The organism is Streptomyces sp. NPDC002884 (genome assembly GCF_040295245.1).
Taxonomy (GTDB): Bacteria; Actinomycetota; Actinomycetes; order Streptomycetales; family Streptomycetaceae; genus Streptomyces.
This window is the reverse complement of the sequence record NZ_JBEOVB010000010.1, coordinates 218,678-241,642: the sequence shown is the minus strand read 5'-3', so window position 1 is coordinate 241,642 and position 22,965 is coordinate 218,678. Positions and strand designations below refer to the sequence as shown.

16 protein-coding genes, 1 tRNA gene and 1 pseudogene are annotated in these 22,965 nt (G+C 71.3%); 8 read left to right on the top strand and 10 right to left on the bottom strand.

Features of this window, described 5'->3' with window-relative positions:
• The first annotated feature begins 327 nt into the window (after positions 1 to 327).
• Positions 328 to 1,965 (top strand): IclR family transcriptional regulator domain-containing protein, encoded by a 1,638-nt coding sequence (locus ABT070_RS22360; protein WP_351763305.1) that lies wholly within the window; start codon positions 328 to 330, stop codon positions 1,963 to 1,965.
• Positions 1,966 to 2,028: 63 nt separating this feature from the next.
• Positions 2,029 to 2,101 (top strand) — tRNA-Arg (locus ABT070_RS22355).
• Positions 2,102 to 2,189: 88 nt separating this feature from the next.
• Here ABT070_RS22355 and ABT070_RS46280 read toward each other — a convergent pair.
• A pseudogene (locus ABT070_RS46280) lies at positions 2,190 to 2,372 on the bottom strand (site-specific integrase); the annotation flags it as partial.
• 197 nt (positions 2,373 to 2,569) lie between these two features.
• Between ABT070_RS46280 and ABT070_RS22350 the strand changes: the two are divergent.
• Complete coding sequence (locus ABT070_RS22350) at positions 2,570 to 3,085, top strand: hypothetical protein (RefSeq protein WP_351763303.1); 516 nt, start codon at positions 2,570 to 2,572, stop codon at positions 3,083 to 3,085.
• Between the two features lie 447 nt (positions 3,086 to 3,532).
• A complete protein-coding gene (locus ABT070_RS22345) occupies positions 3,533 to 4,732 on the top strand; it encodes a hypothetical protein (protein WP_351763301.1) in 1,200 nt (399 codons plus the stop codon).
• Between the two features lie 235 nt (positions 4,733 to 4,967).
• On the opposite strand, the gene ABT070_RS22340 is transcribed toward ABT070_RS22345, so the two are convergent.
• Entirely contained in the window at positions 4,968 to 5,465 is a 498-nt protein-coding gene (locus ABT070_RS22340; protein WP_351763299.1) for a hypothetical protein, read from the bottom strand.
• Between the two features lie 466 nt (positions 5,466 to 5,931).
• Between ABT070_RS22340 and ABT070_RS22335 the strand changes: the two genes are divergently transcribed.
• On the top strand, positions 5,932 to 6,282 hold the full coding sequence (locus ABT070_RS22335) for a DUF6578 domain-containing protein (protein WP_351763297.1): 351 nt from the start codon (positions 5,932 to 5,934) through the stop codon (positions 6,280 to 6,282).
• Between the two features lie 1,002 nt (positions 6,283 to 7,284).
• Here the strand turns inward: ABT070_RS22335 and ABT070_RS22330 are convergent.
• On the bottom strand, positions 7,285 to 8,319 hold the full coding sequence (locus ABT070_RS22330; protein ID WP_351763295.1) for an N-acetylmuramoyl-L-alanine amidase: 1,035 nt from the start codon (positions 8,317 to 8,319) through the stop codon (positions 7,285 to 7,287).
• 434 nt (positions 8,320 to 8,753) lie between these two features.
• Between ABT070_RS22330 and ABT070_RS22325 the strand changes: the two genes are divergently transcribed.
• Complete coding sequence (locus ABT070_RS22325) at positions 8,754 to 10,463, top strand: dolichyl-phosphate-mannose--protein mannosyltransferase (RefSeq protein ID WP_351763381.1); 1,710 nt, start codon at positions 8,754 to 8,756, stop codon at positions 10,461 to 10,463.
• Between the two features lie 283 nt (positions 10,464 to 10,746).
• Here the strand turns inward: ABT070_RS22325 and chvE are convergent, their stop codons facing one another.
• The 5 genes from chvE to ABT070_RS22300 form a co-directional block, all read right to left on the bottom strand.
• Entirely contained in the window at positions 10,747 to 11,844 is a 1,098-nt protein-coding gene (gene chvE, locus ABT070_RS22320) for a multiple monosaccharide ABC transporter substrate-binding protein (protein ID WP_351763293.1), read from the bottom strand.
• A gap of 927 nt (positions 11,845 to 12,771) precedes the next feature.
• Positions 12,772 to 13,668 carry an RNA polymerase sigma-70 factor gene (locus ABT070_RS22315; protein ID WP_351763291.1) on the bottom strand — a complete coding sequence of 299 codons (897 nt, stop codon included), beginning with the start codon at positions 13,666 to 13,668 and terminating at the stop codon, positions 12,772 to 12,774.
• A gap of 106 nt (positions 13,669 to 13,774) precedes the next feature.
• Positions 13,775 to 14,974 carry an NAD(P)/FAD-dependent oxidoreductase gene (locus tag ABT070_RS22310; protein WP_351763289.1) on the bottom strand — a complete coding sequence of 400 codons (1,200 nt, stop codon included), beginning with the start codon at positions 14,972 to 14,974 and terminating at the stop codon, positions 13,775 to 13,777.
• Positions 14,975 to 15,180: 206 nt separating this feature from the next.
• Complete coding sequence (locus ABT070_RS22305; RefSeq protein ID WP_351763287.1) at positions 15,181 to 15,879, bottom strand: response regulator; 699 nt, start codon at positions 15,877 to 15,879, stop codon at positions 15,181 to 15,183.
• Positions 15,876 to 17,267 carry a sensor histidine kinase gene (locus ABT070_RS22300; protein WP_351763285.1) on the bottom strand — a complete coding sequence of 464 codons (1,392 nt, stop codon included), beginning with the start codon at positions 17,265 to 17,267 and terminating at the stop codon, positions 15,876 to 15,878. Before ABT070_RS22300 ends, ABT070_RS22305 begins: the two co-directional genes overlap by 4 nt.
• A 263-nt stretch (positions 17,268 to 17,530) precedes the next feature.
• Here ABT070_RS22300 and ABT070_RS22295 point away from each other — a divergent pair, with 263 nt between their 5' ends.
• The gene (locus ABT070_RS22295; RefSeq protein ID WP_351763379.1) at positions 17,531 to 18,217 is read left to right on the top strand and encodes an ABC transporter ATP-binding protein; all 687 of its coding nucleotides are present in this window, start codon (positions 17,531 to 17,533) and stop codon (positions 18,215 to 18,217) included.
• Positions 18,214 to 20,595, top strand: a complete 2,382-nt coding sequence (locus ABT070_RS22290) for an ABC transporter permease (protein WP_351763283.1) — start codon at positions 18,214 to 18,216, stop codon at positions 20,593 to 20,595. Before ABT070_RS22295 ends, ABT070_RS22290 begins: the two co-directional genes overlap by 4 nt.
• 6 nt (positions 20,596 to 20,601) lie before the next feature.
• Here ABT070_RS22290 and ABT070_RS22285 read toward each other — a convergent pair whose 3' ends face one another.
• Positions 20,602 to 21,630 carry an acyltransferase family protein gene (locus ABT070_RS22285; RefSeq protein WP_451100738.1) on the bottom strand — a complete coding sequence of 343 codons (1,029 nt, stop codon included), beginning with the start codon at positions 21,628 to 21,630 and terminating at the stop codon, positions 20,602 to 20,604.
• A gap of 401 nt (positions 21,631 to 22,031) precedes the next feature.
• Positions 22,032 to 22,964, bottom strand: coding sequence for a M56 family metallopeptidase (locus ABT070_RS22280; protein ID WP_351763279.1), 933 nt, complete (start codon positions 22,962 to 22,964; stop codon positions 22,032 to 22,034).
• Between the last annotated feature and the right edge of the window lies 1 nt (position 22,965).

Here is a 22,965-nt window from a genome sequence, read left to right as displayed (position 1 = left end):
ACGACGTGCGGGCGGACGGTCCGACGTGGACGTGGACGTAGACGAGGGCGTAGGCGTAGAGACGAGGACGAGGACGTAGACGTACGGGAACGTGCAGTCCGCGGGCCGACCGGGGCTACCGTAGGCCTGCCGCACGAAACCGTACGACCACGCACGCACGCGCACGCGTGTGCACGTACGTACACACGCGCGGCCGGTACATACCGACACCGCACACGACCGCTGCGCACTGCCGCTGTCACCGCACACGACCGCTGCCCGTTGCCGCTGTCACCGCTGTCACCGCACACCGTCAGTTCCGCCGCCGTATCGGAGAGCCGAGCCGCAATGTCCGCGAAGACGACCGCATCCGCCCCGGGACCGGCCCCAAACCCGGCTCCCGCTCCGGCTCCGGGCCCGGCCCCGGAGGCAGGGCAGGCGCCCGCGGAGGCCGTCTCGCCGCTGATCCGCGGGGTCGCCGTGTTGCGGCAGCTGACCGAGACGGGCGGCACGATGAGCCTGAGCGGACTGGAACGCGCCACCGGTCTCGCCCGCTCCACGGTCGACCGCATCACCGCCACCCTCACCCGCATGGGATACGTCCGTCTCGACGGCCGGGACGTGATCCTGACCCCGCACGTCATGGAACTGGGCAACGCCTACCTGGCGGCGCTGCGCCTGCCCGCGCTGCTGTCCGCCCGCGCGGACCGGCTGGCCGACGAACTGGACGAGTCCGTGTCGTTGGCGGTCGCCGACCGCGACGGCATCCGCTTCATCCACCAGGCGACCCGCCGCCGCGCGATGTCCCTGAGCTTTCGCATCGGCGACCTGCTCCCGGCCGAACGCACCGCGCCGGGCCAGCTGTTCGCGACCGAGTGGACCGACGAGGAGTGGCAGGCCTGGCGCGCCCGCAGGACGAGGGACCCGCAGAACCGCGACTTCCCGACCGTGCCGCCATCGCCCGCGCAGAGCACGGGAATCGACGAGGACTTCACCCGCAGGACCGCGCGGGCGGCGCGGGAGAACTGCGCCCTGGACGACCAGTTGATCGAGCCGGGCCTGGTGGCGGTCTCCGTCCCGGTACGGGATCCGCGCACCGCCCGGATCGCGTGCGTGGCGAACGTCGTCAGCCATACGAGCCGGCACACGTCGGCCGACCTGCGCGACACGCTCCTCCCCCGGCTGCGTCTGGCCGTGGCGGCGATGGAGGAGGACCTGCGCCGGGCACCGCACCCCGAGCCGGGCCGGCCCCCTGCGGGACTGGCGACCTGGACGGGCGCGTCGAAGCAGGAACTGGGCCGGGAGTTCATCGAGTCCCTCGCCCGGGGCCTGACCGTCCTGGGCGTGTTCGACGAGGGCCGGGCGGAGCTGACCCTCACGGAGGTCGCGAAGGCGACCGGCCTGGCGAGGGCGACGGCCCGCCGGGCCCTGATCACCTACGAACACCTGGGCCTGGTGACCCCCACCCCCCACCGCACGTTCGCCCTCACCCCCCGCGTCCTCTCCCTCGGCTTCCCGCCCCTCTCCCGCACGTCCCTCCCCCGGATCGCGACCCCCCACCTGACGACGCTGACAAACGCCGTCCAGGAGACGACCTCCCTGGCGGTCCTGACCGAACGGGGCGACGAGATCCAGTACACGGCCCGGGCGACCGCGAACCACGTCATGAGCGTGGACATCGCCGTGGGCACCCGGCTCCCGGCCGCCTCCACATCGATGGGCCGCCTCCTCTTGACCGGCCCCTCGGGGGCGGAGTCCTACGCCCTGGTCGACGAGGAACCGGAACAGGGCGTACGGGCGATCGCCGTCCCGATCCGCGACTCGAACGGCCAGGTGATCGCCGCCCTGAACGCCGCGACCCACGTCGCCCGCCGCACGGCCGAGGAGTGTGTCCACGACATCCTCCCGGCCCTGCTCTCCACCGCCTCCCACATCGAGACAGACCTCCACACAGCCGCCCGCTTCACCCACGTCCCGCTGACCTGACCCCCACACCCCCCAACCCGAATCCGGTACGCTGACGCCAGTGACCCACAGGGCCACCACCCCGCCTTCGTAGCTCAGGGGATAGAGCACCGCTCTCCTAAAGCGGGTGTCGCAGGTTCGAATCCTGCCGGGGGCACAGCAAAAGGGCCAGCTCAGGAGGGTTTCCTCCCAGGCTGGCCCTTCGTCGTGTTCGAAGCCGTGCCACGCGCGTGCCACTTAGTCCACTACGAGTCCACATCCCCTCGCCGAGGAGTCTCTCCTTCACCCTCGCTGATCATGGCCCCGAGGCGATCAGCGATGGCGCGGTCACGGTCGCTGGTCATGTGCTGATAGATCAGCGTGGCGCGCGAGCCGCTGTGGCCCATACGGGTCATCAGCTCACGGGTGCCGGCACCGGCAATCGAAGAGCCGACCGTCCTGTCGCGTTACGAACTCAAAGGCGGTTCCCAAACCCACGTTGCTCACGTCCCATGACCCAGGATCAGCAAAAGGCGTTTACATGCCCTGCGCGGCCTTGATGTCGACTTCTTCGATCTTGACGGCCAACCGCAAAGGTTGCTCAAATGCAACCCGCGCGGGAGACGGGGTCGGCCATCCTGGCCCCATGTCTCTGACTGAAACCGCGCTCAAGATCATAATCCCTGCGTGCGCTGCACTCGTCGGGTACTCCAGCTACCGGCGATCCAGGCCGAAAGTGGCAGTGTCTTTCGAGTTGTACTCGCGCGACGGGGACGCCTACTTTCATGTCCGAATCGACAACGTGGGCGGGGCGACAGGCATCATCGATGAAGGGGTGACGCTTCATGCACGTCACCGGCAGTTCTCACCCTTGCGACGCAAATATCCCAAGGGGAAGTGCTTCGATCTTGAAGTCATCGAAGGAGGTGACCAACGAGAGATCCTTCCCTTCGGACATATTCAATGGGTTGCTCGGACAAAGCAGAAGAGCACCTACGAAGCCCTCAGGCGGATCAGTCGCTTGAGGATCATCGTGGAAGGGTCAAAGGGCAAGCGTATCCCTTCACCCTGGCTCTACAGGCCAGGTAGGTGGTTCTGGGCGCTTCACAACACCACGCAGGAAATTCTCTTTCCGGACCCTTGGCGCATCAAGCCTCTGTGAAGGCCTCCTGCCGCCGTTGACAACTCCACGATCAACTTATTGCGTGTCACTGATCGTGAGTGAGTTCCCGAGTGAGACGGAGCCGGCACTCAGCCTCACTGACCGGTTCGCCACTAGTGGTGCCGGGCCGCCGAGGCAGTTGGGGGTAGGCACTCCAACGGGGGAACTCTGGCTGCCAGCCGCTCATACGGCGGGGAGTCTGGGGGCATGCAACACCGAACTAAGGTCACGGTAAGTCCACCGGACGGCCGAGGGCTGCGCGAGGTCCGCATCGGTGCCGAAACGGTGGACCGCGCCTGGTCTGTGCGAGAACTGCGAGGCATTCTCCGCCGACACGGCTACCCGCCGGACTTGGACTTAGAGGACGAGTCCAAGGTGTGCTGGTCCGGCGGCGGCAGCGACGTCTGGCCCGATCACGCGTGGCGCAGACGCACGACCATCGGATTCATGGCGTTCGGGCTGGTGGCGTGCATGGCCCTGCTGATCGTCATCGGCGTTCCGGACGCCTTGGACGCGATGACGTTCGCGGGACGGATGACGGGTTCCGTGTTCATCCTCGGAGGTGTGGCCGAAGGGTCGGCAGCCATCGCGGCCTTCGACTACTGGGGCAAACGAAGCCTGCATATTTCAGGAGCTATCGTCCTCCTTGGCGTCCTCATCGCGGTGACCGTCACCACCCTGCTGGTCTTCCTGTGGTTCCAGGACGCCGAAGCCACGCTTTACACGCTGGCGTTCTTCCCGCAATTCCTCTGGTCCCTGTGGGCGCTGTGGATGGTCGTCCGGGAGAAGATCTGGCGTGGCACTCCGCACCCGACGAGAATCGCGGCGGGTGTGGCGGTCACAGCGATCCTGGCCGGGGTGAACTTCGCCTATTCCTCCCTGTACCAGCCGACGGCCGCACCGTCGAACCTGGTGCTGGAGGTGCGGTACGGAACCCCGCGCATGGACCTCGAACGGCCCGTCGTCCACCTCCCCGTGACACTTCACCTGAAGAACAGCGGGACCGTTCCCCTGCAAATCCTCGCCGCCGGCTGGACAGCATACGGGCGCACGGGAAACTACGTCGAGAAGAGCACAGGTCTGCGGGATCGCCGAGCGGCGCTGGAGGCGGAAGGGGACGTAGCCCGCCACGTCGAGTCCGTCGGGTGGACGGTCCTCGGCACCGGCCCTTTCACCGGACCCGGGTACTGGTTCGATGCGGGTGAGGTATACACCGTACAGAAAATGATCGAGGTGCCCAGAACGGCAAAGTACGACGTGCTGGAAGCCGATCTCAGCGCCTTGGTCATGAGGAAGGACCGCGGAACGATCGACCTGGACACCTTCGGAACCGCACAGTTTTCGTGGGACAAGAAGTCGAGGTTCTACTGCCCCCCGAAGGAATGCGGTGAATTCGTCGTGTACAACGCCGAAGTGGCATACAGCACCAACGTGATCACCGTGACGCGAAAGCCCCGATACGTGACCTCATGGTGGACTCTCGATTCGGAGGACTCGGCATGGGGTGCTTCCATTTCGACCTTCAAGGGGAAAGGCCTCATCAAGGATGAAGAAACCCAGCGGGAGTATCGCCGCTACGACCTGTTCACCGTGAACGCCGAGGCCTCAATCCCATTCGCCGACGTCGTCGACCCTCGCCTCCACTGAGCACCTCTCAGCCCCTCCACGACTCCCACAGAAGGAAGAGGGCGGAGACCGTCTAGAGCACCGCTGAAACGCTGAACTGCGTGCCAGGTCGTGCGGGGATCCACGGGTAACAACGGGGACCTGGCCACGGATGCGCCCCGGGCTTCGGCACCGATCGGACGCAGGTCAGGACAGCAACTGCCGCCAAGGAACCCGAGCTTCCCAAGCTCAGAGCCCAGACTCTTCGGCCTAGGACTCACGCAAGGGGCTCACGCAGCTTGTGGATCTCCGGGCGCACCTTGTCCACGAGGTCGTCCCTCAGCAGGGCGTTGAACGCCCGCCGAGCGGCCAGCGCTTCCTCGTCGATCCGCATGCCGCTGCGCAGTTGACGCACGTAGGTCTGCCGCACCATGTGTTCCGCGGGCAGGTAGCTGCCCTTCAACCACCGATACAACTCATCCGAAGCCAACAGCAGCAACCGTCGATACGCTTCGTCGCGGGCTCGAACGCGACGGTTCAGCTCCTCCTGCTTGTCTGTCCAGCCTGTCTCCTGGATATACGTGAGCCAGTCCATCCACAGGCTCGTCGCCAGCATGAAGCCCTCGATGCCGGCCAGACGCCGCTCCTGAGCCTTCTCGAGCAGACTGGCCCGGAGCCGTAGCCGCTCCACGGACCTCGTAGCGAACGCGGTCAAAAGGCCCCCGACCACCGCTGCAACAGCCGCGATCACAGCCGACATGGTTGCGCTCTCCATAGTTGCCCTCCCCCATGAGCACCCAGAGGCGCCAGCTGGCCCTCTTGGCACCGTCTCAGTTTCCGTCTGGTTCAGCTACGTTTCAGCTGGAAACCCCTGGCCAAGTAGCGCAGCACATGGGTGACATACCGCAGACCGTGAGTGTCTAACTGCGTGACAACGTCGACGATCAACGACGGACGAGCGCGGACGTCTGCGGAGCATCAGCCCAGGTGAGGGCCACGCCGGCCCAAGGCTGCCCCACCCAAGTCGCTTCGGGACGAAGAGGTCATCGAGCAATGAATGCCGGTAGGCCAAGAGCTCTGCCGCCCGTACCCGTGTCCATGCCGTTCCGCGTCGTTCAGACGCCAGGGCGCCGTCCCTATTCCGGACGCCCGCAATCGTGTCCAGCTCATCAGGCTCAGGTCCGTGGATCACTGACGAAGACCCTGGTAAGACAGCAGATGTCCCGACGGACAATGGCGGCATGACGTTGACGATTTGGGTCGATGACTGGCAGATCCAGTGCTGCGGGGAAGCCTTCGCACTGGGGGACGTGGTCTCGTGGAATCTGCTGGAGGTGGACCCGGAGGACTACGCCGGCGTCGTCGGCAAGGTACGTGCGACGGGGATCGACTTCCGAGAGGAACACCACGGCCAAGAGGGGGATCAGACGACCACCTTGCTGGAGGTGCTGACGATCACCGAGGTCCACTGCCGTTACGCGGTTCCCCCAGACAGCACGTGCTATGGCGACGCTCTCGAGACGCGGTTCGTCGACGACAAGGTCGACGCCATGGAGAGCAACACGGAGGGCAATACCAAGGGCAACGGCTGACGAGCTTCGTGCATGCGGGGCCTGGGGGGCGTGGGCCCGGCGTGCGCGCTTCTGGGTGTTCGGGTGTGCACGCCTTGGCGCCCGTGTGGAGCGCCCCCGCACGCTCTCTTCGGGCGCTGTCGCCGTCGATAGTGTCGGCACCTCACCAAACGCGAGGGGGATGGTGATGAGCCTTATGGCCAGGGTGCGGAGCACGGTGACGGGGATTCTGGGGGCGTCTGTTCTGCTGGCGGGAGCGCTTGTCGGGGCGTCCGCGACACACGCGTCTGCGACCGAGCACTGTCAGAACAACCTCGACGAGGCACGGTCCTGGGCTGCGAGCGGGCAGTTCGAAACCCGCGGCGCGAACGCCTGGTACACCTCGGTATGGGTGTCCGCGCCCGGAGGTGGCCTCATCAAGAAGCGCTACCTGAACAAGGTGGAACTCCGGTACAACCGTCCGTCGCGCTGTGTGTGGGGACTCTGGAACGGAGCCAGCAGGGCACGGGTCTATCTGGACATCACTTCCAACGGTGGTCGGGGTTGGGTCGGCCCGCTGGGGCAGTCGAGGAACGCCACTTCGGCCTACACCGGGACGTTCAACGATCGGGATCTCGTCGCCCGCGCATGTGTACAGGTGAGCGGCGCCTTCCGCTGCACTCCTTGGTGGTAGTCGACGGTGGACCGCCCCGGCGTCAGGAGGCGCCGGGGCGGGGCGCTTTGGCCGTCTCAGCGCCTGGCTGCCGAATGAGCGGCGCCGCGTAACGCCCGTCCGGCCGCTTCGGTGTCGTGTCTCGGCCTGGTCGGACAGGTCGACCAGGTCGGACTGGTCTGACACGTCGGACTGGTCTGACAGGTCGGATCGGTCTGACAGGTCGGATCGGCGGCCAGGGGGGTTCGCCGCTCAAGCCCCTCGGGTGCCTGCCCGGGCAGGCCGGTCTCGCTGGTGGTGTCGGTGGTTCCCATGGTGTCCTCCTGGTCGCCCGGGTGGGGCCTGGGGCCGGCCGGTAAGAGTGCGGTGGGTCAGGCGGTGGCCCAGTACGGGCCGGTTGCGGTGCGGTGCAGGAGGGTGACCGGGGTGGCGTCGGCCGTCCTCACCCGGAGCTGGAACCGCAAGTGCTTTCCGGCCGGGACGGTGCCGGACACGGCGAACTGGTGACCACCGCCGCCGTAGCGGGTGACGGTCTGGAAGGCCGAAGGGTGCTTGCCCGTGGTGTCCGTGAGGTAGAAGCGGCCCTCGACGAGCGCGTCGTCCGGAGCCTTCTCGTCGAGTGAGACGTGGACCAGGGTGTTGTGCAGGCGCGGCCCGGAGTGGACGACCGGATCCGTGAACGCCAGGCCGACCCACTCGCCGGAGGGCAGTTCGACATCGGTGGGGTTCGACTCGTTCAGCATCGAAGGGTTGGGCACGGTGTCCTCCTGGCTCGGGGTGGTCGGGGTGGGGATCGGGGTGTCGGCGCCGGGGGCCTTGCGCAGCCGGGTCGCGACCCTGGCGCGGAAGTCGGCCATGGTGAAGCCGCGTGGGTCCGTCTTCGTGTTCGTCCACTCCTTGTGGCCGATCACGGAGGCGGCGGACCAGCCGTGCGCCCGGCACAGTGCGGCGGAGGCGCGGACCATGGCTTCCAGCTGGACCGCCGGCCAGGGGTCCTTGCCGTCGCCGAGGTTGACGCACTCGAAGCCGTAGAAGCGGGCGTTGCCGTCCGTGTCGTTCTCGTTCGGCGCGGGCAGCGGCTTCTCGGCGATGACCGCTTTCAGCACGTCGCCGTCGCCGCTGCCGGCGTGGTTGGCGCGGCCCCATCCGACGAGGTGCACGACGCCCCGCTTGTCGATGACGCCGTGGCACAGCGGTCCGGGGAGACCGGCGTATCCGTCCCGGCAGATCGCCACGGAGGCGGCCGTCCCGGACGTCACGGTGTGGTGCACGACCACCCCCGCGACCGGGCCCCACGCGCCGTGCCCTGCCCGGTTGTGGGTGCGCCAGCCGCCGACCTCGACGACGGTGACGCCCTCCGCTCTGAGGGCGGCTAGAACCCTGGCTGCGGTCAGGGGAGTTGCCATGGTCGTTCCTTTCTGAGAAGCCTTGCCTTTCTGGGTGCCCCGCCAATCGATTCGCCACCGTCGAAATTGCCGCCACTGCCCGGCTTCCGACGTCCGCGGGGGTGGTTCGTCCCGCTACCGGCCCTCCCGCCGCACATGAGAACGGTGCGGCGTGGCCGCCGGCATCATCGGCTCATGACGACATATCAGGCGGATGCCGCCCAGGTCCCCGCGCGAGACACGGGGGCCTAGGTCCCCGCACGAGGCACGGGCCCGCGTGCCCGGTGGGCGGGGCGAGGGCTCCGGTGTGTGCCGCCGTCGCCCGTCTGCGCACGGGCGGGCGGTAGCACGGGCTGGCGGTTGCAGGGCGTGCGGTTGCGCGGGCGGACGGTTGCACAGGTGTGCGGTTGTTCGGGGAGGGCGGCGTTTAGGGTCGTCCGGTGACGAGTAGCAGTGTGCGGCGCTCCCCCGTTCTCGACGACGGCCGTCCGACGAAGGCGCCCGGCGACTGGCGGGGCCGGCTGCGCCTGTTCGGGTACGCCGGGCGCCCCCGGGACGATGTCCGGGAACGCCTGGTACCGCCCTTCCCGGAGCCGTCGACCCGCTGGTCGGAGCTCATACGTCTCGGTCCGGACGGGGCGTACCGCGTCGCGAGGGTGATGGACTGGCTGGGGCCGGTGCTCGTCGCCGTGCTGGCCGGAGCGATCCGGTTCCGGCGGCTCGGGCAGCCGCGGGGCCTCGTCTTCGACGAGACCTACTACGCCAAGGACGCCTGGGCGCTGCTGCGGCTCGGCTACGAGGGCACCTGGCCCGACCGCAAGATCACCGACCCGCAGATCCTCGCGGACCCTCAGGTGATCCCGCTCTCCGACACCGGGGCGTTCGTCGCCCACCCGCCGACGGGCAAGTGGGTGATCGCTCTCGGGGAGTGGATGTTCGGCCTCACACCGTTCGGCTGGCGCTTCATGACCGCGGTCCTGGGCACGCTGTCGGTGCTGATGCTGTGCCGCATCGGGCGCCGTCTGTTCCGGTCGACGGCGCTGGGCTGTCTGGCCGGCGCGCTGATGGCGCTGGACGGTCTGCATGTGGTGATGAGCCGTTCCGCGCTGCTGGACCTCGTCGTCATGTTCTTCGTGCTGGCGGCGTTCGGCTGTCTGCTGCTCGACCGGGACCAGGCACGGGCCCGGCTCGCGGCGGCCCTTCCGGTGGACGGGGACGGCCGCGCGCGCCCGGACCGGGTCACGGGCGACCGCGCCGGGACGGGACCGCGTCCGTGGCGGCTCGCGGCCGGCGTCTTCCTGGGGCTGGCGGCCTCGACCAAGTGGAACGGCCTGTACTTCCTGGCCTTCTTCGTGGTCCTCACCCTGCTGTGGGACGTCGGCTCGCGCCGCGTGGCCGGGGCGGGCCGTCCGTACCGGGCGGTGCTGCGCAAGGATCTCGGCCGGTCGGTGCTGTCCGTCGTGCCGGTCGCCGTGGTGACCTACCTGGTGACGTGGACCGGCTGGTTCCGGTCCGACGACGGTTACGGGCGGCACTGGGCGGACGGCCGCGGCGGCGCCTGGTCGTGGATACCGGCCGCGCTCCGCAGCCTGTGGCACTACGAGTACGGGGTCTACCGGTTCAACGTGGGGCTCCACACCTGGCACCGGTACGAGTCCAACCCGTGGAGCTGGCTGGTCCTCGGCCGCCCGGTGCTGTTCGACTACCAGTCGCCGAAGGCCGGGCAGGACGGGTGCCACGCCGCGGCCGGCTGCTCGCAGGCGGTCCTCGCGCTCGGCACGCCGCTGCTGTGGTGGTCGGCGTGCTGCGCGCTGGTCTATCTGCTCTACCGGTGGGCGCTGCGCCGCGACTGGCGGGCGGGCGCCGTCCTGTGCGCGGTGGCGGCCGGTTATCTGCCCTGGTTCCTGTACCAGGACCGCACGATCTTCTCGTTCTACGCGGTCGCCTTCGTGCCGTACCTGTGTCTGGCCGTCGCGATGATGCTGGGCGCGCTCCTGGGTCCGCCGGGGGCGGGCGACAGACGCCGGACACTGGGCGCGGTCGCCGCGGGCGGCCTCGTGCTGCTCATCGCCTGGAACTTCATCTATTTCTGGCCTGTGTACACCGGCCAGGTGATCCCGGTCGGCGACTGGCGGTCGCGGATGTGGCTGGACACGTGGATCTAGCGGGGCCCCAGCCGGGATTCGGCCGGGCCCAGTCGGCCGGGCCGACGTACCGCGACAGCCGCAGTGCCCGCGCCGAGCACGGCGACCGCACGACAACCGCACGCCGACCGCACGACCCGCGACGATCACACGACCGCGCCGACCACGGTGAACTCGCGGTCGGCGCAGTCGACGTGGTCGGGGCTGTCGGCGCAGTCGGCGTGGTCGTCGTCGGTCGACGTGGTCGCGCAGTCGGCGTGGTCGGCGTCGGTCGTGGTCCGGCGGGGACGGGACCGGGCCGTGGCTACTTGAGTTCGGCGTCGGTGTAGTAGCCGCCCGCGACCAGGACGTACTCGTAGTTGCTCTTGTCGACGGTCGTCGGCTGCAGCAAGTAGGCGGGCACGGCCTTGACTCCGTTGTCGTAGGCCCTTCTGTTGTTCACCTTGGGCGTCTTGCCGTTGAGTATGTCGTCGGCCATCTCCGCGGCGACCCCGGCGAGTTGACGCAGGTCCTTGTAGACGGTCTGCGCCTGCTCACCCGCGATGATCGACTTCACCGAGGCGAGTTCGGCGTCCTGCCCGGTGACGATCGGCAGGGGCTTGTTGCCGGAGCCGTAGCCGTCCGCCTTCAGCGCGTTCAGGACGCCGATGGAGATGCCGTCGTACGGCGACAGGACCGCGTCGACCTTCTTGCTCCCGTACGACTCGGAGAGGATGCCGTCCAGGCGCTTCTGCGCGGTGGGGCCGTCCCAGCGCAGGGTGGTCACGTCCTTCAGTCCGGTCTGGCCGGACCGGACCACCAACTGCTTGGTGTCCAGGTACGGCTGGAGGAGGTGCATCGCGCCGTCGAAGAAGAACTTGGTGTTGTTGTCGTCGGGGGAACCGGCGAACAACTCGATGTTGAACGGGCCCGCGCCGTCCTCGAGGCCGAGCTTGTCGATGATGTAGCGGGCCTGGAACCGGCCGACCTGCTCGTTGTCGAAGGAGACGTAGTAGTCGACGTTCTCGGTGCCGAGGATGAGCCGGTCGTAGGAGATCACCGGGATGTCCGCGTCGGCGGCCTGCTGCAGCACGCCGTTCAGCGACTTGTTGTCGATGGCGGCGATGATCAGCGCGTCGACGCCCTGCTTGATCAGGGCCTCGATCTGTGAGACCTGCGTCTTCGGGTCGTCCTTGCCGTACACCAGCTTGGTCTGGTAGCCGTCGGCCTTCAGGTCGTCGACGACGCTCTTGCCGTCGGTGAGCCAGCGCTCGGAGGCCTGGGTCGGCATGGCGATGCCGATGGTGCCCTCCCCTGAGCTTCCCTCGGAGCTGTCGCCGATGCTCTGACCGCAGCCGGACAGGGTGAGGGCGACAGAGACGGCTCCGGCGGTGGCGGCGAGGGCGGCTCTTCGGTTGCGCATGGTGATCGTTCCTCGTTCTTCTCGTCGTTGAGAGGATGGGGGGTTTCGATGGGGGGTGCGATGGGGGTGCGATGGGGATGTCGTTCGGCTGTGGGGAACCGGTGGGCGGGCCGGGCAGCCGGCGGGCGGGGGCGGGCGATCCGGGGGTGGGGCGCGCCGTGTCCGCTTCCGCACGGTCTCGGTGCGGGGCCGGGGTCCCGACCCCTCAGGGGGGCGCCGTGCGGGTGGGTCTGGGGCGCCGTGTACCGACCGGAGTTCCGGTGGAGCGGTACGCCCCGCGGCGCGGATCCGCTCGGCGATCTCCTGGATCGGCGGGCGGCCGCGAGGCCGTCGGGGGCTCGGCGCGCCTGTTCATGGGCGGTGAACAGGCGGAGGGTCACGCTGAACTGACTGACGATCGGATCGCCCGGCGCGTCGCTCGGGCCGGCGCTCGGGCGCCTCGGTGTCCGGTGGATCGTCGATCGGTGCGACGGTACGGCCCTGTAAGCAGGTCTCGTCGGCTCTCGTGCGCGCGGCACCGGGGCGCACCTGTACATACGCCAGGCCGCGCCGGGGCGCGCCTGCCACGTATGTACTGATTTCGGTGGCGCGCAGGGCACTTGCCTTTCAGCCGTTCGAAATATCGTCACGTGGTCGGAATGGTGGCGCGACAATAGGAGGGCGCGTGCGGGGTGTCAACGCTACGAACAGAAACGGTTCCGGAAAGTGGTGGAGATCGCTTTCTATCGCGGCCGGCGCCTCGGCCGGGACGCCCGCACATCCCGTCAGACTTCCGCGTTTCCCCTGGTCAAAGCCCTGGCCCGGCGGGGCCGGGCAACGCCGGGGAGCGGGGCGGCACTTGCTGTGAATACGCCATGAAAAACGGGTCGGGGACGCCGAGTCGGGGCTCGGCGCGGCCGTCGCGCCCTCCGGGGGCCACCGCCGTGTTCAGCGCAGGGTGAGCGGGGTCTCGAACGCGACCCGGGTCAGCTTCTCGGGGTTGCGGACGTAGTAGAGGCCGGTGATGCGGGCGTCCTCGACGCGGATCGCCATGATGCCGTCGTTCTCGCCGTCGAGCCGTACGAGGAGTGCCGGGCTGCCGTTGACGAGGGCGGGGTCGGCGGTGAGGACGGCCTCGTGCCTGCCCGCGGTGCCGATGACGAAGCGGGCCACCTTGTCGGCGCCGATGACGGGCCTGCGCGCGGCCTGCTTGACGCCGCCGCCGTCGTTCAGCATGACGACCTCGGGCGCGAGCACGTCGAGGAGACCCTGGAGGTCCCCGGTGGCCAGCGCGCGCCGGAACGACTCCAGCACCGCCCGGGTCTCGCGCGCGGAGACCACCTCGCGGGGACGGCGGGCGTCGACGTGCTTGCGGGCGCGGTGCGCGATCTGGCGGACGGCCGCGGGGCTCTTGTCGACCGCGGCCGCGATCTCGTCGTAGCTGACGTCGAAGGCCTCGCGCAGCACGAAGACGGCGCGCTCCGTCGGCGACAGCGTCTCGAGGACGAGCATCAGCGCCATCGAGACGCTCTCGGCGAGCTCGGCGTCCTGGGCCACGTCCGAGGCGGTGAGCAGCGGCTCGGGCAGCCAGGGGCCGAAGTACGCCTCCTTGCGGCGCGTCATGGTGCGCAGCCGGTTGAGCGCCTGCCGGGTCGTGATCCGGACCAGGTAGGCGCGCCGGTCGCGCACCTGTGCCAGGTCGACCCCGACCCAGCGCAGCCAGGTCTCCTGGAGGACGTCCTCGGCGTCCGCCGCCGATCCGAGCATCTCGTACGCGACCGTGAAGAGGAGGTTGCGGTGGGCGACGAAGGTGTCGGTCGCCGGATCGGCGGCGTCGTCGCCCATGGCTCGGCCCTTTCCTCTTGCACACGGTCGGCCCCGGCTGCCGGCGGCCTTCAGGGGTGCGTCCGCACCGAGGTCCATTCTCCCCCGTGCGGGCGCGCCCGCCTCGCTAGACCGCCCGGCCGGCGGTGTCGGACGCCTCGCCGTGCTGCGCCCGGAGCAGGTGCCGGCGCTTGCCGTCCTTGACCCACCAGGTACGTGCTCCGGGCTTGCGCGCCTCGTACGCCAGTTGCCAGACGGTGCTCCTGCACACGAACTCCTTGAGCCTCCCGCCCAGGCGGCCGCCGAGGTAGAGGCTGATCGCGAGGTCGTTCCTGCGGGCGAACTGGAAGACGCCGGTGCGCCGCCCGAGGCTCATGCACTGGCCGACGAACCCCACGTCGATGGGTGTGGGCCGCGCGCCGGCGATCCGGCTGAGCACGGTCTCGGTGGCCTGCGGGCCGAGCTGGACCGCGGACTGGCAGCCCAGCCGGAACGGCAGGTCCGACGGTGCCGCGCAGTCCCCGGCCGCGACGATGCGCGGGTCGTCCACGCTGGTCAGGGTCTCGTCCGTGCGCAGACGGCCCAGGGTGTCGGTGCTCAGTCCGCTGCGCGCGGCCAGGTCCGGCACGCCGAACCCGGCGGTCCAGATGGTCACCTCGCTCGGCAGCTCACGGCCGTCGGCGAGCCGTACGGCCTCGCGGGTCACCTCCGTCACCAGGGTGTCGGGGCCGTCGAGGACGGTGACCCCGAGCTGGGCCAGCCGCCGGGCGACCGCGCGCCGGCCCCGGGGGTGCAGATACGGGCCGAGGACGCCGCCGCAGACCAGGGTGACGCAGCGGCCCGCCTCCGCCAGTTCGGCGGCCGTCTCGATGCCGGCCGGGCCCGCGCCGACGACCACCACCGCGGCCGGGGCGGGCGCGGCGGCGACGACCGGCCGCAGCCGCTCGGCCTCCTCCAGGTCGGCGAGCGGGTAGGCGTGCTCCGCGGCTCCGGGGACGCGCGGGTCGGCGCTGCCGCTGCCCACCGCGTAGATCAGGTAGTCGTAGTCGACCGTGCCGCCCGAGGCCAGCTCCACCCGGCGCCCGGCCGCGTCGATCCGGGTCACGGTGTCGACCGTCAGCCGGACGCGGTCGGCCAGGATCTTCGCGTACTCGACGACCGCGTCGTCGGACCCGCCGACCAGCTGGTGCAGCCGGATCCGCTCGACGAAGGTCCGGCGGGGGTTGATCAGCGTCACGGTCACGTCGTCGCGCTGCGTCAGGCGGTTGGCGGCCATGACGCCGGCGTATCCGCCGCCGATCACGACAACATCGGTGTTCTCAGCCATGACGTCTCCTCCATGTTCGGTGGTTCGGCCTCAAGACACCGCGCCGTCGATCCCTGTGACAGCATGTGAGGCAGATCACTCCGCTTAGCTCCGAGAGGGCCGGGCGATGGCCCCGAGCAGGCCGGGAACAGGCCGGGCGAGGCCCGGAGAAGGCCGGAGAGGGCGGGCGAACGGCCCGGAGCGGGCCGGGCGGCGGCCCGGACGGTCTAGCGGTCCGCCGCCGGGGTGCCCGTCCCCGGGGTGATCAGGCCCGTCTCGTAGGCCACGACGACGGCCTGGGCGCGGTCCCGCAGCCGGAGCTTGGCGAGGATCCGGGTGACGTGGGTCTTCACGGTGGCCTCGCTGAGCCGGAAGCGCGCGGCGAGTTCCGCGTTGCTCAGGCCGGTGCCGAGCGAGCGGAGGACCTCGAGCTCGCGGGGGGTGAGCACCGCCAGGTCTCGGTGCAGGGCGACGGAGGCCGCCGTCTCGCGGGCGACGAAGCGTTCGACCAGGCGCCGGGTGATGGCCGGCGCGAGCAGCGCGTCACCGGTACGGGCGAGACGGACGGCGGCGACCAGGTGTTCGGGGGTGACGTCCTTGAGGAGGAAGCCGCTCGCCCCGGCGGCGAGGGCCGCGTACACGTAACGGTCGAGGTCGAAGGTGGTCAGCATGATGACGCGGGGCGGGTCGGGCGGTACGGCGCCGGAGAGGATCCGCCGGGTGGCCTCCAGGCCGTCGGTCCCGGGCATCCGGATGTCCATGAGGACCAGGTCGGGGTGGGTGCGGCGGACCGCGTCGACGGCCTCGTCCCCGTCGCGGGCCTCGGCGACGACGTCGATGCCGTCCGCCGCCAGGATCATGCTGAAGCCGGTGCGGACCAGCGCCTGGTCGTCGGCGATCACCACGCGCGGCGGCTGCTCTGTCACGCGAGGTCCTCCACGGGGATGACGGCGCGGACCGCGAAGCCGCCGGTGGGACGTTCGCCCGCGCGGAGGGTGGCGCCGTAGACGGCGAGGCGTTCGCGCAGGCCGATCAGTCCGCGGCCGCCACCGGTGCCGTCCGGCGCCGCGGACGCACCGCCGGTGTCGGACACCTCGATGTGCACCGCGCCGGGGACGTGGTCGACGGCGACCCGCACCCGGCTGCCGACGGCGTGCCTGACCGCGTTGGTCAGCGCCTCCTGGACCACGCGGTACGCGGCCAGGTCGGCGCCTGCGGCGAGCGGGGCCGGGGTGCCGGTGACGGTCAGCTCGACGGGCACGCCCGTCTCGCGTACCCGGTCGACGAGGGCGGGCACCTGGGCGAGGCCCGGCTGCGGCGCCAGTCCGGTCCCGGCGGCCGGACCGGAGGCGCCGGCGGCACCCTCCGGGTCCCCGTTCCCGTCCTCCCCGTCGCCGGCCATGGTGAGCAGGCCCATGACGTGGCGCAGTTCGGCCATCGCCGTGCGTCCGCCCGCCTCGACGGCCAGCAGCGCCTGCCGGGCCCGGCCGGGCGCGGTGTCCATCACCTTGCGGGCCGCGCCCGCCTGGATCACCATCACGCTCACATTGTGGGTGACGACATCGTGCAGTTCGCGCGCGATCCGGGATCGCTCACGGTCGACGGCCAGCCGCATGGCGGCCTCGTGCTCCTCCTCCAGAGCGGTCAGCCGCTGCTTCCAGATGTGGACCGCGTTGGCTCCCAGTCCCACCCCGAGCAGCGCGAGGAACGGCACGAGCCCGGGAGCGAACGAGGGGAAGTTCTCGTCGCGCAGTACGGCGAGCAGGGCGGCGCCGGCCACCAGACCGGCCAGTGCCCGCGCCCGGTACGGGCTGTACACGGCCGCGCTGTAGGCGGCGACCACGCAGGACAGGAACGTGTACAGGGTCGGGTCGCCGCCGCGCAGGTGCTGGTTGAACAGCAGGCTCGCGACGACCACCGCCCAGAACGCGGACAGCGGGAACCGGCGGCGCACGACCAGGGGCAACGCGGTCAGGGCGGCCAGCACCAGCTGCCAGGGCTGGACGGCTCCGGCGAACTGCGCCACGCCCACGCCCACGTCCGGGAACGGACCGACCGGCGGGACGCCGGGCGCGGGCACCCGCGGCGCCATCGGCACGAGCACCGGAGCGACCGGCGCGGCGCCGTCGCCCTGCCGGTAGGCGGCGCCCACCGTGCAGGCGGCGAGAACGAAGGCGAGGATCGCGTCGGCCGTCCACATCCACCGGGACGGGCGGGGCAGCGGGCTCCGGCGCAGCAGGGCCGCGGCCCCCGTCCGCCACCGCTCCACGATCTCCGCCCGCACCGCCCCGCCCGCACCGCCCGCCCCGCCCATGCGCACAGTGTGGCAACCCTCGGGTCCTCCCCACATCCGCCCCGCTGCGGACGGCGGCGCGGGCGCCCTACATCCGCCGCGTACATCGCAGGGATGACGTGTCCGGCGGGTCATCCCGGGGCTGCAGCCGGTACAGCCGTCACGGGCGACGCCCCGGACCGGGGCCCGCCCCTAGCTTCGGACCGAACCGTCGGCCACCGAACCGTCGGCCGCCGACTGCCGAACCTGGAGGCACCGTGACAGCGACCGCGCCCGTCATCGACATGCGGGCTGTGAGCAGGACGTACGGGGAGGGGCCGCCGGCCCTCGCCGACGTGACGCTGAGCGTGGCCGCCGGAGAGGCGCTCGCCGTTCTCGGGCCGTCCGGCAGCGGCAAGTCCACGCTGCTCAACCTGATCGCGGGGCTCGACCGGCCGAGTGCGGGCAGCGTCACGGTGGACGGGCTGCGGGTGGACGAGCTGGGCGAGGCCGGGTCGGCACGGTACCGGCGCACCAAGGTCGGCATGGTCTTCCAGTTCTTCAATCTGCTGGACGACCTGACGGTCACCGACAACGTGCTGCTGCCCGCCCAGCTGGCGGGGATGCCCCGGGCCGAGGCACGCGCGCGGGCCGCCGGTCTGCTGGCGGACCTCCGTATCGACCGGCACGCGGACGCCTACCTCGGCAGGTTGTCCGGCGGGGAGCGGCAACGGGTCGCGGTCGCGCGGGCCCTGATGAACCGTCCGGCCCTGCTGCTGGCCGACGAGCCCACCGGCGCGCTGGACACCGCCTCCGGCGCGGACGTCCGGGAACTGCTCGCCGAACTCAACGCGTCGGGGCAGACGATCGTCCTGGTCACCCACGATCTGGGTCTCGCCGCGTCCTGCGCGACCCGGACCGTCGAGCTGGTCGACGGCCGTGTCGTCCGGGACACCAGGAGCGCCCGGGGCGCGGCGGCGGTGGCCCGATGAGCGCCCTGGGCCGGGTGGTGCGCGCCGGGGTCGGGCGGCGGCGGGTGCAGACCGCCGTGATGATCATGACGACGCTGATGGCCGTCACCGCGTCGGTGCTCGCCGCCGGGCTGCTCGTCGCGTCGCAGGCCCCCTTCGACCACGCCTTCGCCCGGCAGCACGGCGCCCATCTGACCGCGCGGTTCGACGGCGCGAAGGTGACGGCCGCGGAACTCACGGCGACCGCGCACGCGTCGGGTGTGACCGGCGCGGCCGGTCCCTTCCGAACCGTGCCGGTACGCGCGCGTACCGCCTCGTCCTCCGACATCGTCCCGGAAGGCGTCGATCTGCCGCCGGTGACCGTCGCCGGCCGGGCGGACGCCGGGGGCGGGGTCGACCGGGTCGACCTCGTCTCCGGCACCTGGCTCACCGGCCCCGGCCAGATCGTGGTGGCCAACGGCAGGCTGCCCGTCGAACCGGGCGCGCGGCTGACGTTCCCCGACACGCCGGGCAGCCCCACGCTGACCGTGGTCGGGGTCGCCCGGTCGGTGACCGACACCGCGGACGCCTGGGTGACCCCCGCGCAGGCCGAGACGCTGGCCGCGCAGGGCGGCGCCCCCACGTACGAGATGCTCTACCGCTTCGACCACGCGGGGACGGACGCCCAGGTGGCCGCCGGACGGGCCGCGATCACCGCGGCGGTGCCGAAGGGCGCGCTGACCGGATCGCAGTCCTATCTGACCGTCAAGCAGGAGGAGACCGCCAACGCGATGGCGTTCGTGCCGTTCCTGGCCGCTTTCGGGGCTCTCGGACTGCTCCTGTCGGTCCTGGTCATCGGGATCGTCGTCAGCGGCGCGGTGGGTGCCGCGACCCGGCGCATCGGCATCCTGAAGGCGCTCGGCTTCACCCCGGCGCAGGTCGTACGGGCCTACGTCGGACAGGCGCTGATCCCCGCGGCGGTCGGCTGCGCCCTGGGGCTGGTGGTGGGCAATCTGCTGGCCGTCCCCGTGCTCGACGAGGTCGGCGAGGCCTTCGACGGGCCGTCGGAGTCGATCCCGCTGTGGATCGACGTCGCCGTGCCCGCCGCGGCCCTCGCCCTGGTCGCCTGCGCCGCCCTGGTGCCCGCGCTGCGTGCCGGACGGCTGCGCACCGTGGCGGCGATCACCGCCGGACGTACGCCCGGCACCGGCCGGGGGCGCCTGGCGCGGCGGCTCACGGGCCGGCTCGCGGTGCCGCGCGCGGTCAGCCTCGGGCTGGCGGGCCCCTTCGCCCGGCCGGCGCGTTCGGCGACGACGGCCGCCGCGGTGGTCTTCGGCGCCGCCGCCGTCACCTTCGGGGTGGGGCTCGCCCTCACGCTCGGGGCCGTCCAGTCGGGCCGCATGCTCGACTCGGGCGGGTCGGTCGTCGTCGGGACGGGCGGTGGGCATGCGCCGCCCGGCGCGCAGGCCGTCCATGTGGGCGGGCCCGAGGAGCCGAAGGCCGACCCGGCCGAGATCGCCGCCGCGCTCGGCGCGCAGCAGGGGACCGGCCGCTTCTTCGGCACGGCCCAGGCGGAGGTGAGCGCGTCCGGCATCACCGGCGCGACCACCGTGGTGGCGTACCAGGGCGACGCCTCGTGGGCCGGCCCTCCGATGGTCTCGGGCGACTGGCTGCACGGGCCGGGCCAGGCCGTGGTCACCGCCCGGTTCCTGAAGGCCGCCGGGATCGGGGTCGGCGACACGGTGACCCTGACGGAGCAGGGGCGGAGCGTCCCGGTGCGGATCGTCGGCGAGGCGTTCTTCACCGAGGGCGAGGGCATGGAGCTGCTGACCCCGGTCTCGACCCTCACCGCGCTCGGGCTCGACGCGACACCGGGCCGGTACAACGTGGAGACGGAACCGGGCACGGATCTGCCGCGCTATCTGAGCGCGCTCAACGACAGGCTCGACCCGCTCGGCGCCGTCGCCCTGGCGAACACCGACGACGAGTCCAGCGTGATCGTCGCCATGGACGCGCTGATCGGGACCCTCACCCTCATGCTCGTCGTGGTCGCCGGGCTGGGCGTGCTCAACACGGTCGTCCTCGACACCCGCGACCGTGTCCACGACCTCGGCGTCCTCAAGGCCCTGGGCATGGCCCCCCGCCAGACCCTGACCATGGTCGTCACCTCGGTCGCCGGGATCGGCCTGGTGGCCGGCGCGGTGGCGGTGCCGGCCGGCGTGGCCCTGCACCACTACGTCACCCCGTTCATGGGCGACGCCGTCGGCATGACGCTGCCCGCCTCGCACATCGCCGTCTACGACACGTCCGAGCTGGCCCTGCTGGCCCTGGGCGGGCTGGTCATCGCGGTGGCGGGTGCCCTGCTCCCGGCGAGCTGGGCCGCCAGGACGACCACCGCCACCGCCCTGCGCACCGAGTGACCGTGCCTACGCCGCCGTGCGTCCGCCCTCGCCGGTCCGCCTGAACGCCCACTCCGCGCTCGGCTCCACCACCCACCGGAAGACCCGCCGGACGGGAGAGGTGCACAGCAGGGTGACGGTCAGGGCGGCGACGAGGGTGACGGCGAGGGCGCCGAGCGGCGTGTGGATCCAGGGGTGGTCGTACCAGTGGGCGGGGCCGGCGGCCTGCTTGACGAAGCCGTGCAGGAGATAGCCGTAGAGCGTGGCCGCGCCCAGGGCGGTGAACCAGGTGCGGCGGCCCGGCACCCAGGCCAGGAAGCAGGCCACCAGGACGAGGGAGCAGCCGAAGGTGGCGAGGGTCATCACGGGCCCGTACCAGGCGGGCGCCCCCAGTCCTGCGGCGCTGTCGTCGTGGAAGAACCAGGGGTAGGCGTCACGCGGGGCCACCCGGTACGCCACGGCCAGGGCGGCCGCGAAGACCGGCACCGCGAGGACGCGTACCGCGCGGCGGCGCACCAGCCGGAAGTGCTCCGGCTTCAGCAGCAGGCCCAGGACGAAGTAGGGCAGGAACTGGAGGACCCGCTGGAGGGCGAGGTCCGTGCCGATGGAGGACGAGAGGGTCGCGAGCATCGCGACGGCCAGCGCGAGCGGCAGCGGCCACCGTACGAGGCGCCAGACCGGCGCGGTCAGCCGCCAGACGAACAGGGCGGCCAGGAACCAGGTCAGGTAGAGGGGGTCCAGCAGACTGATGTCGCGTTCGGGGGCGTCGTCGGTCCATCGCGTGACGAGGGTGTACGCCACCTCGAAGACCACGTACGGCACGGCCACGCCGGTGATCAGGCGCTGGACGCGCCGCGGGCCGCCGTCGAACCCACGGGAGAAATGGCCGGAGACGACGATGAACGCCGGCATGTGGAAGGCGTACACGAGCGTGTAGAGCGCGGTGACCGTGCGGCTGCCCTCGCGCAGGGGCTCCCAGGCGTGGCCCACGGCGACCAGCAGTATCGCCAGGTACTTGGCGTTGTCGAAGAAGGCGTCCCGCGTCTTCGCGGGCACGGCCTGTCCCGGCACGTCCTGTCGTGGCGCGGCCTGCGCGGGCGCGGCCTGCGTCGGGGCGGCCTGCGTGGGCTCTGTCTCTGCCGGCGCGGTCTCTGCCGACTGGGCCTGTGGTGGCGCGGTCTCTGCCGACTGGGCCTGTGGTGGCTCGGCCGGTGCGGCCTCGATGCCGTTCGAGGGCAGTGTGGCCTGCCCGATGCCCTCCTGGCGCGACCCGGACAGACCAGAACACCTCTCACCCGACCGTGCCCCCTGCCCCAGGACCCGCCGGGGGGAAGCTCCGACATCTTTACCGGGGCCCTGCTTACCGTCTTCCGGCCGGATAAACCTCCCGACACGGCCGAAGGCCAGAGCAGCCTGAGGAGCCAGCGCAGCCTGAGGAGCCAGAACGGCCAGCGGAGTCAGAGGCGGGTCGCGGCGTGCAGGATGAAAAGCAGGGTGACCGCCGAGTTCGCGGACGACATCGCCGACACGGCCGTTCCCGCCGCGGCAGCCCACACCGCGAGACCCACGGTGGTGGACACCGGCGGCCAGCGCCGCACCGCCGGGGCGGGGCCGAGCAGGGCCGTCACCCGGCGCGGCACCGGACCCGGCGCGGCGAACCCCGCGAGGCCCGGCAGGGACGCGGCGCCGGAGACCAGGGCCGCCCTGCCGATCGCCCGGGCCACCGTACGGCGGCTGCCGACCGCCTGGGCCGCGTCCTCGTCCGCCCAGCGCTCCGCCGTGTAGGCCACGGCCGTACGGAGAGGCCGCAGGAACGGGTTGGCCCGCGCGGCCAGCCGGACGGCGAGCAGGTGCCGGTGGTGGCGTGCCGCCAGATGGGCCCGCTCATGGGCGAACAGGGCCCGGCGTTCGGCCGGTTCGAGGTGCTCCAGCAGGGCGGTGGTCACGACGATCCGGTCGCGCCGGCCGCCGGGCAGGGCGTACGCGTACGGCGTCCCGTCGGGCAGGACCACGACCTCCGTGCCGGGCAGCCCGGCGAGCGCCCGGTGGGCGCGGCGGCGCACCCTGCGGTGCCGCAGCAGGGTCCGGCCGCAGAGCAGGGCCACCGCGCACAGCGCGGGGATGGCGGCCCGGCCGGCGATCTCGTCGTAGGGGACGGCCTGGCGCACCTCGGGGTCCGACCAGCCGTCGGGCAGCGGGTTGCCGGGGAGCTGGGCGGTGCCGACGACCATGAGGAGTCCCAGGCACACCGTGCTGCACACGGCCATCACCGCGGCCACGCCGGTCAGCAGCCTCGTCGCGGTGCGCGGATGCAGATGCTGTTCGGCCAGCCGCGCGACCGGCCACGCGGTGAGCGGCAGCACCAACGGCAGAAAGACGAAGACCCCCATG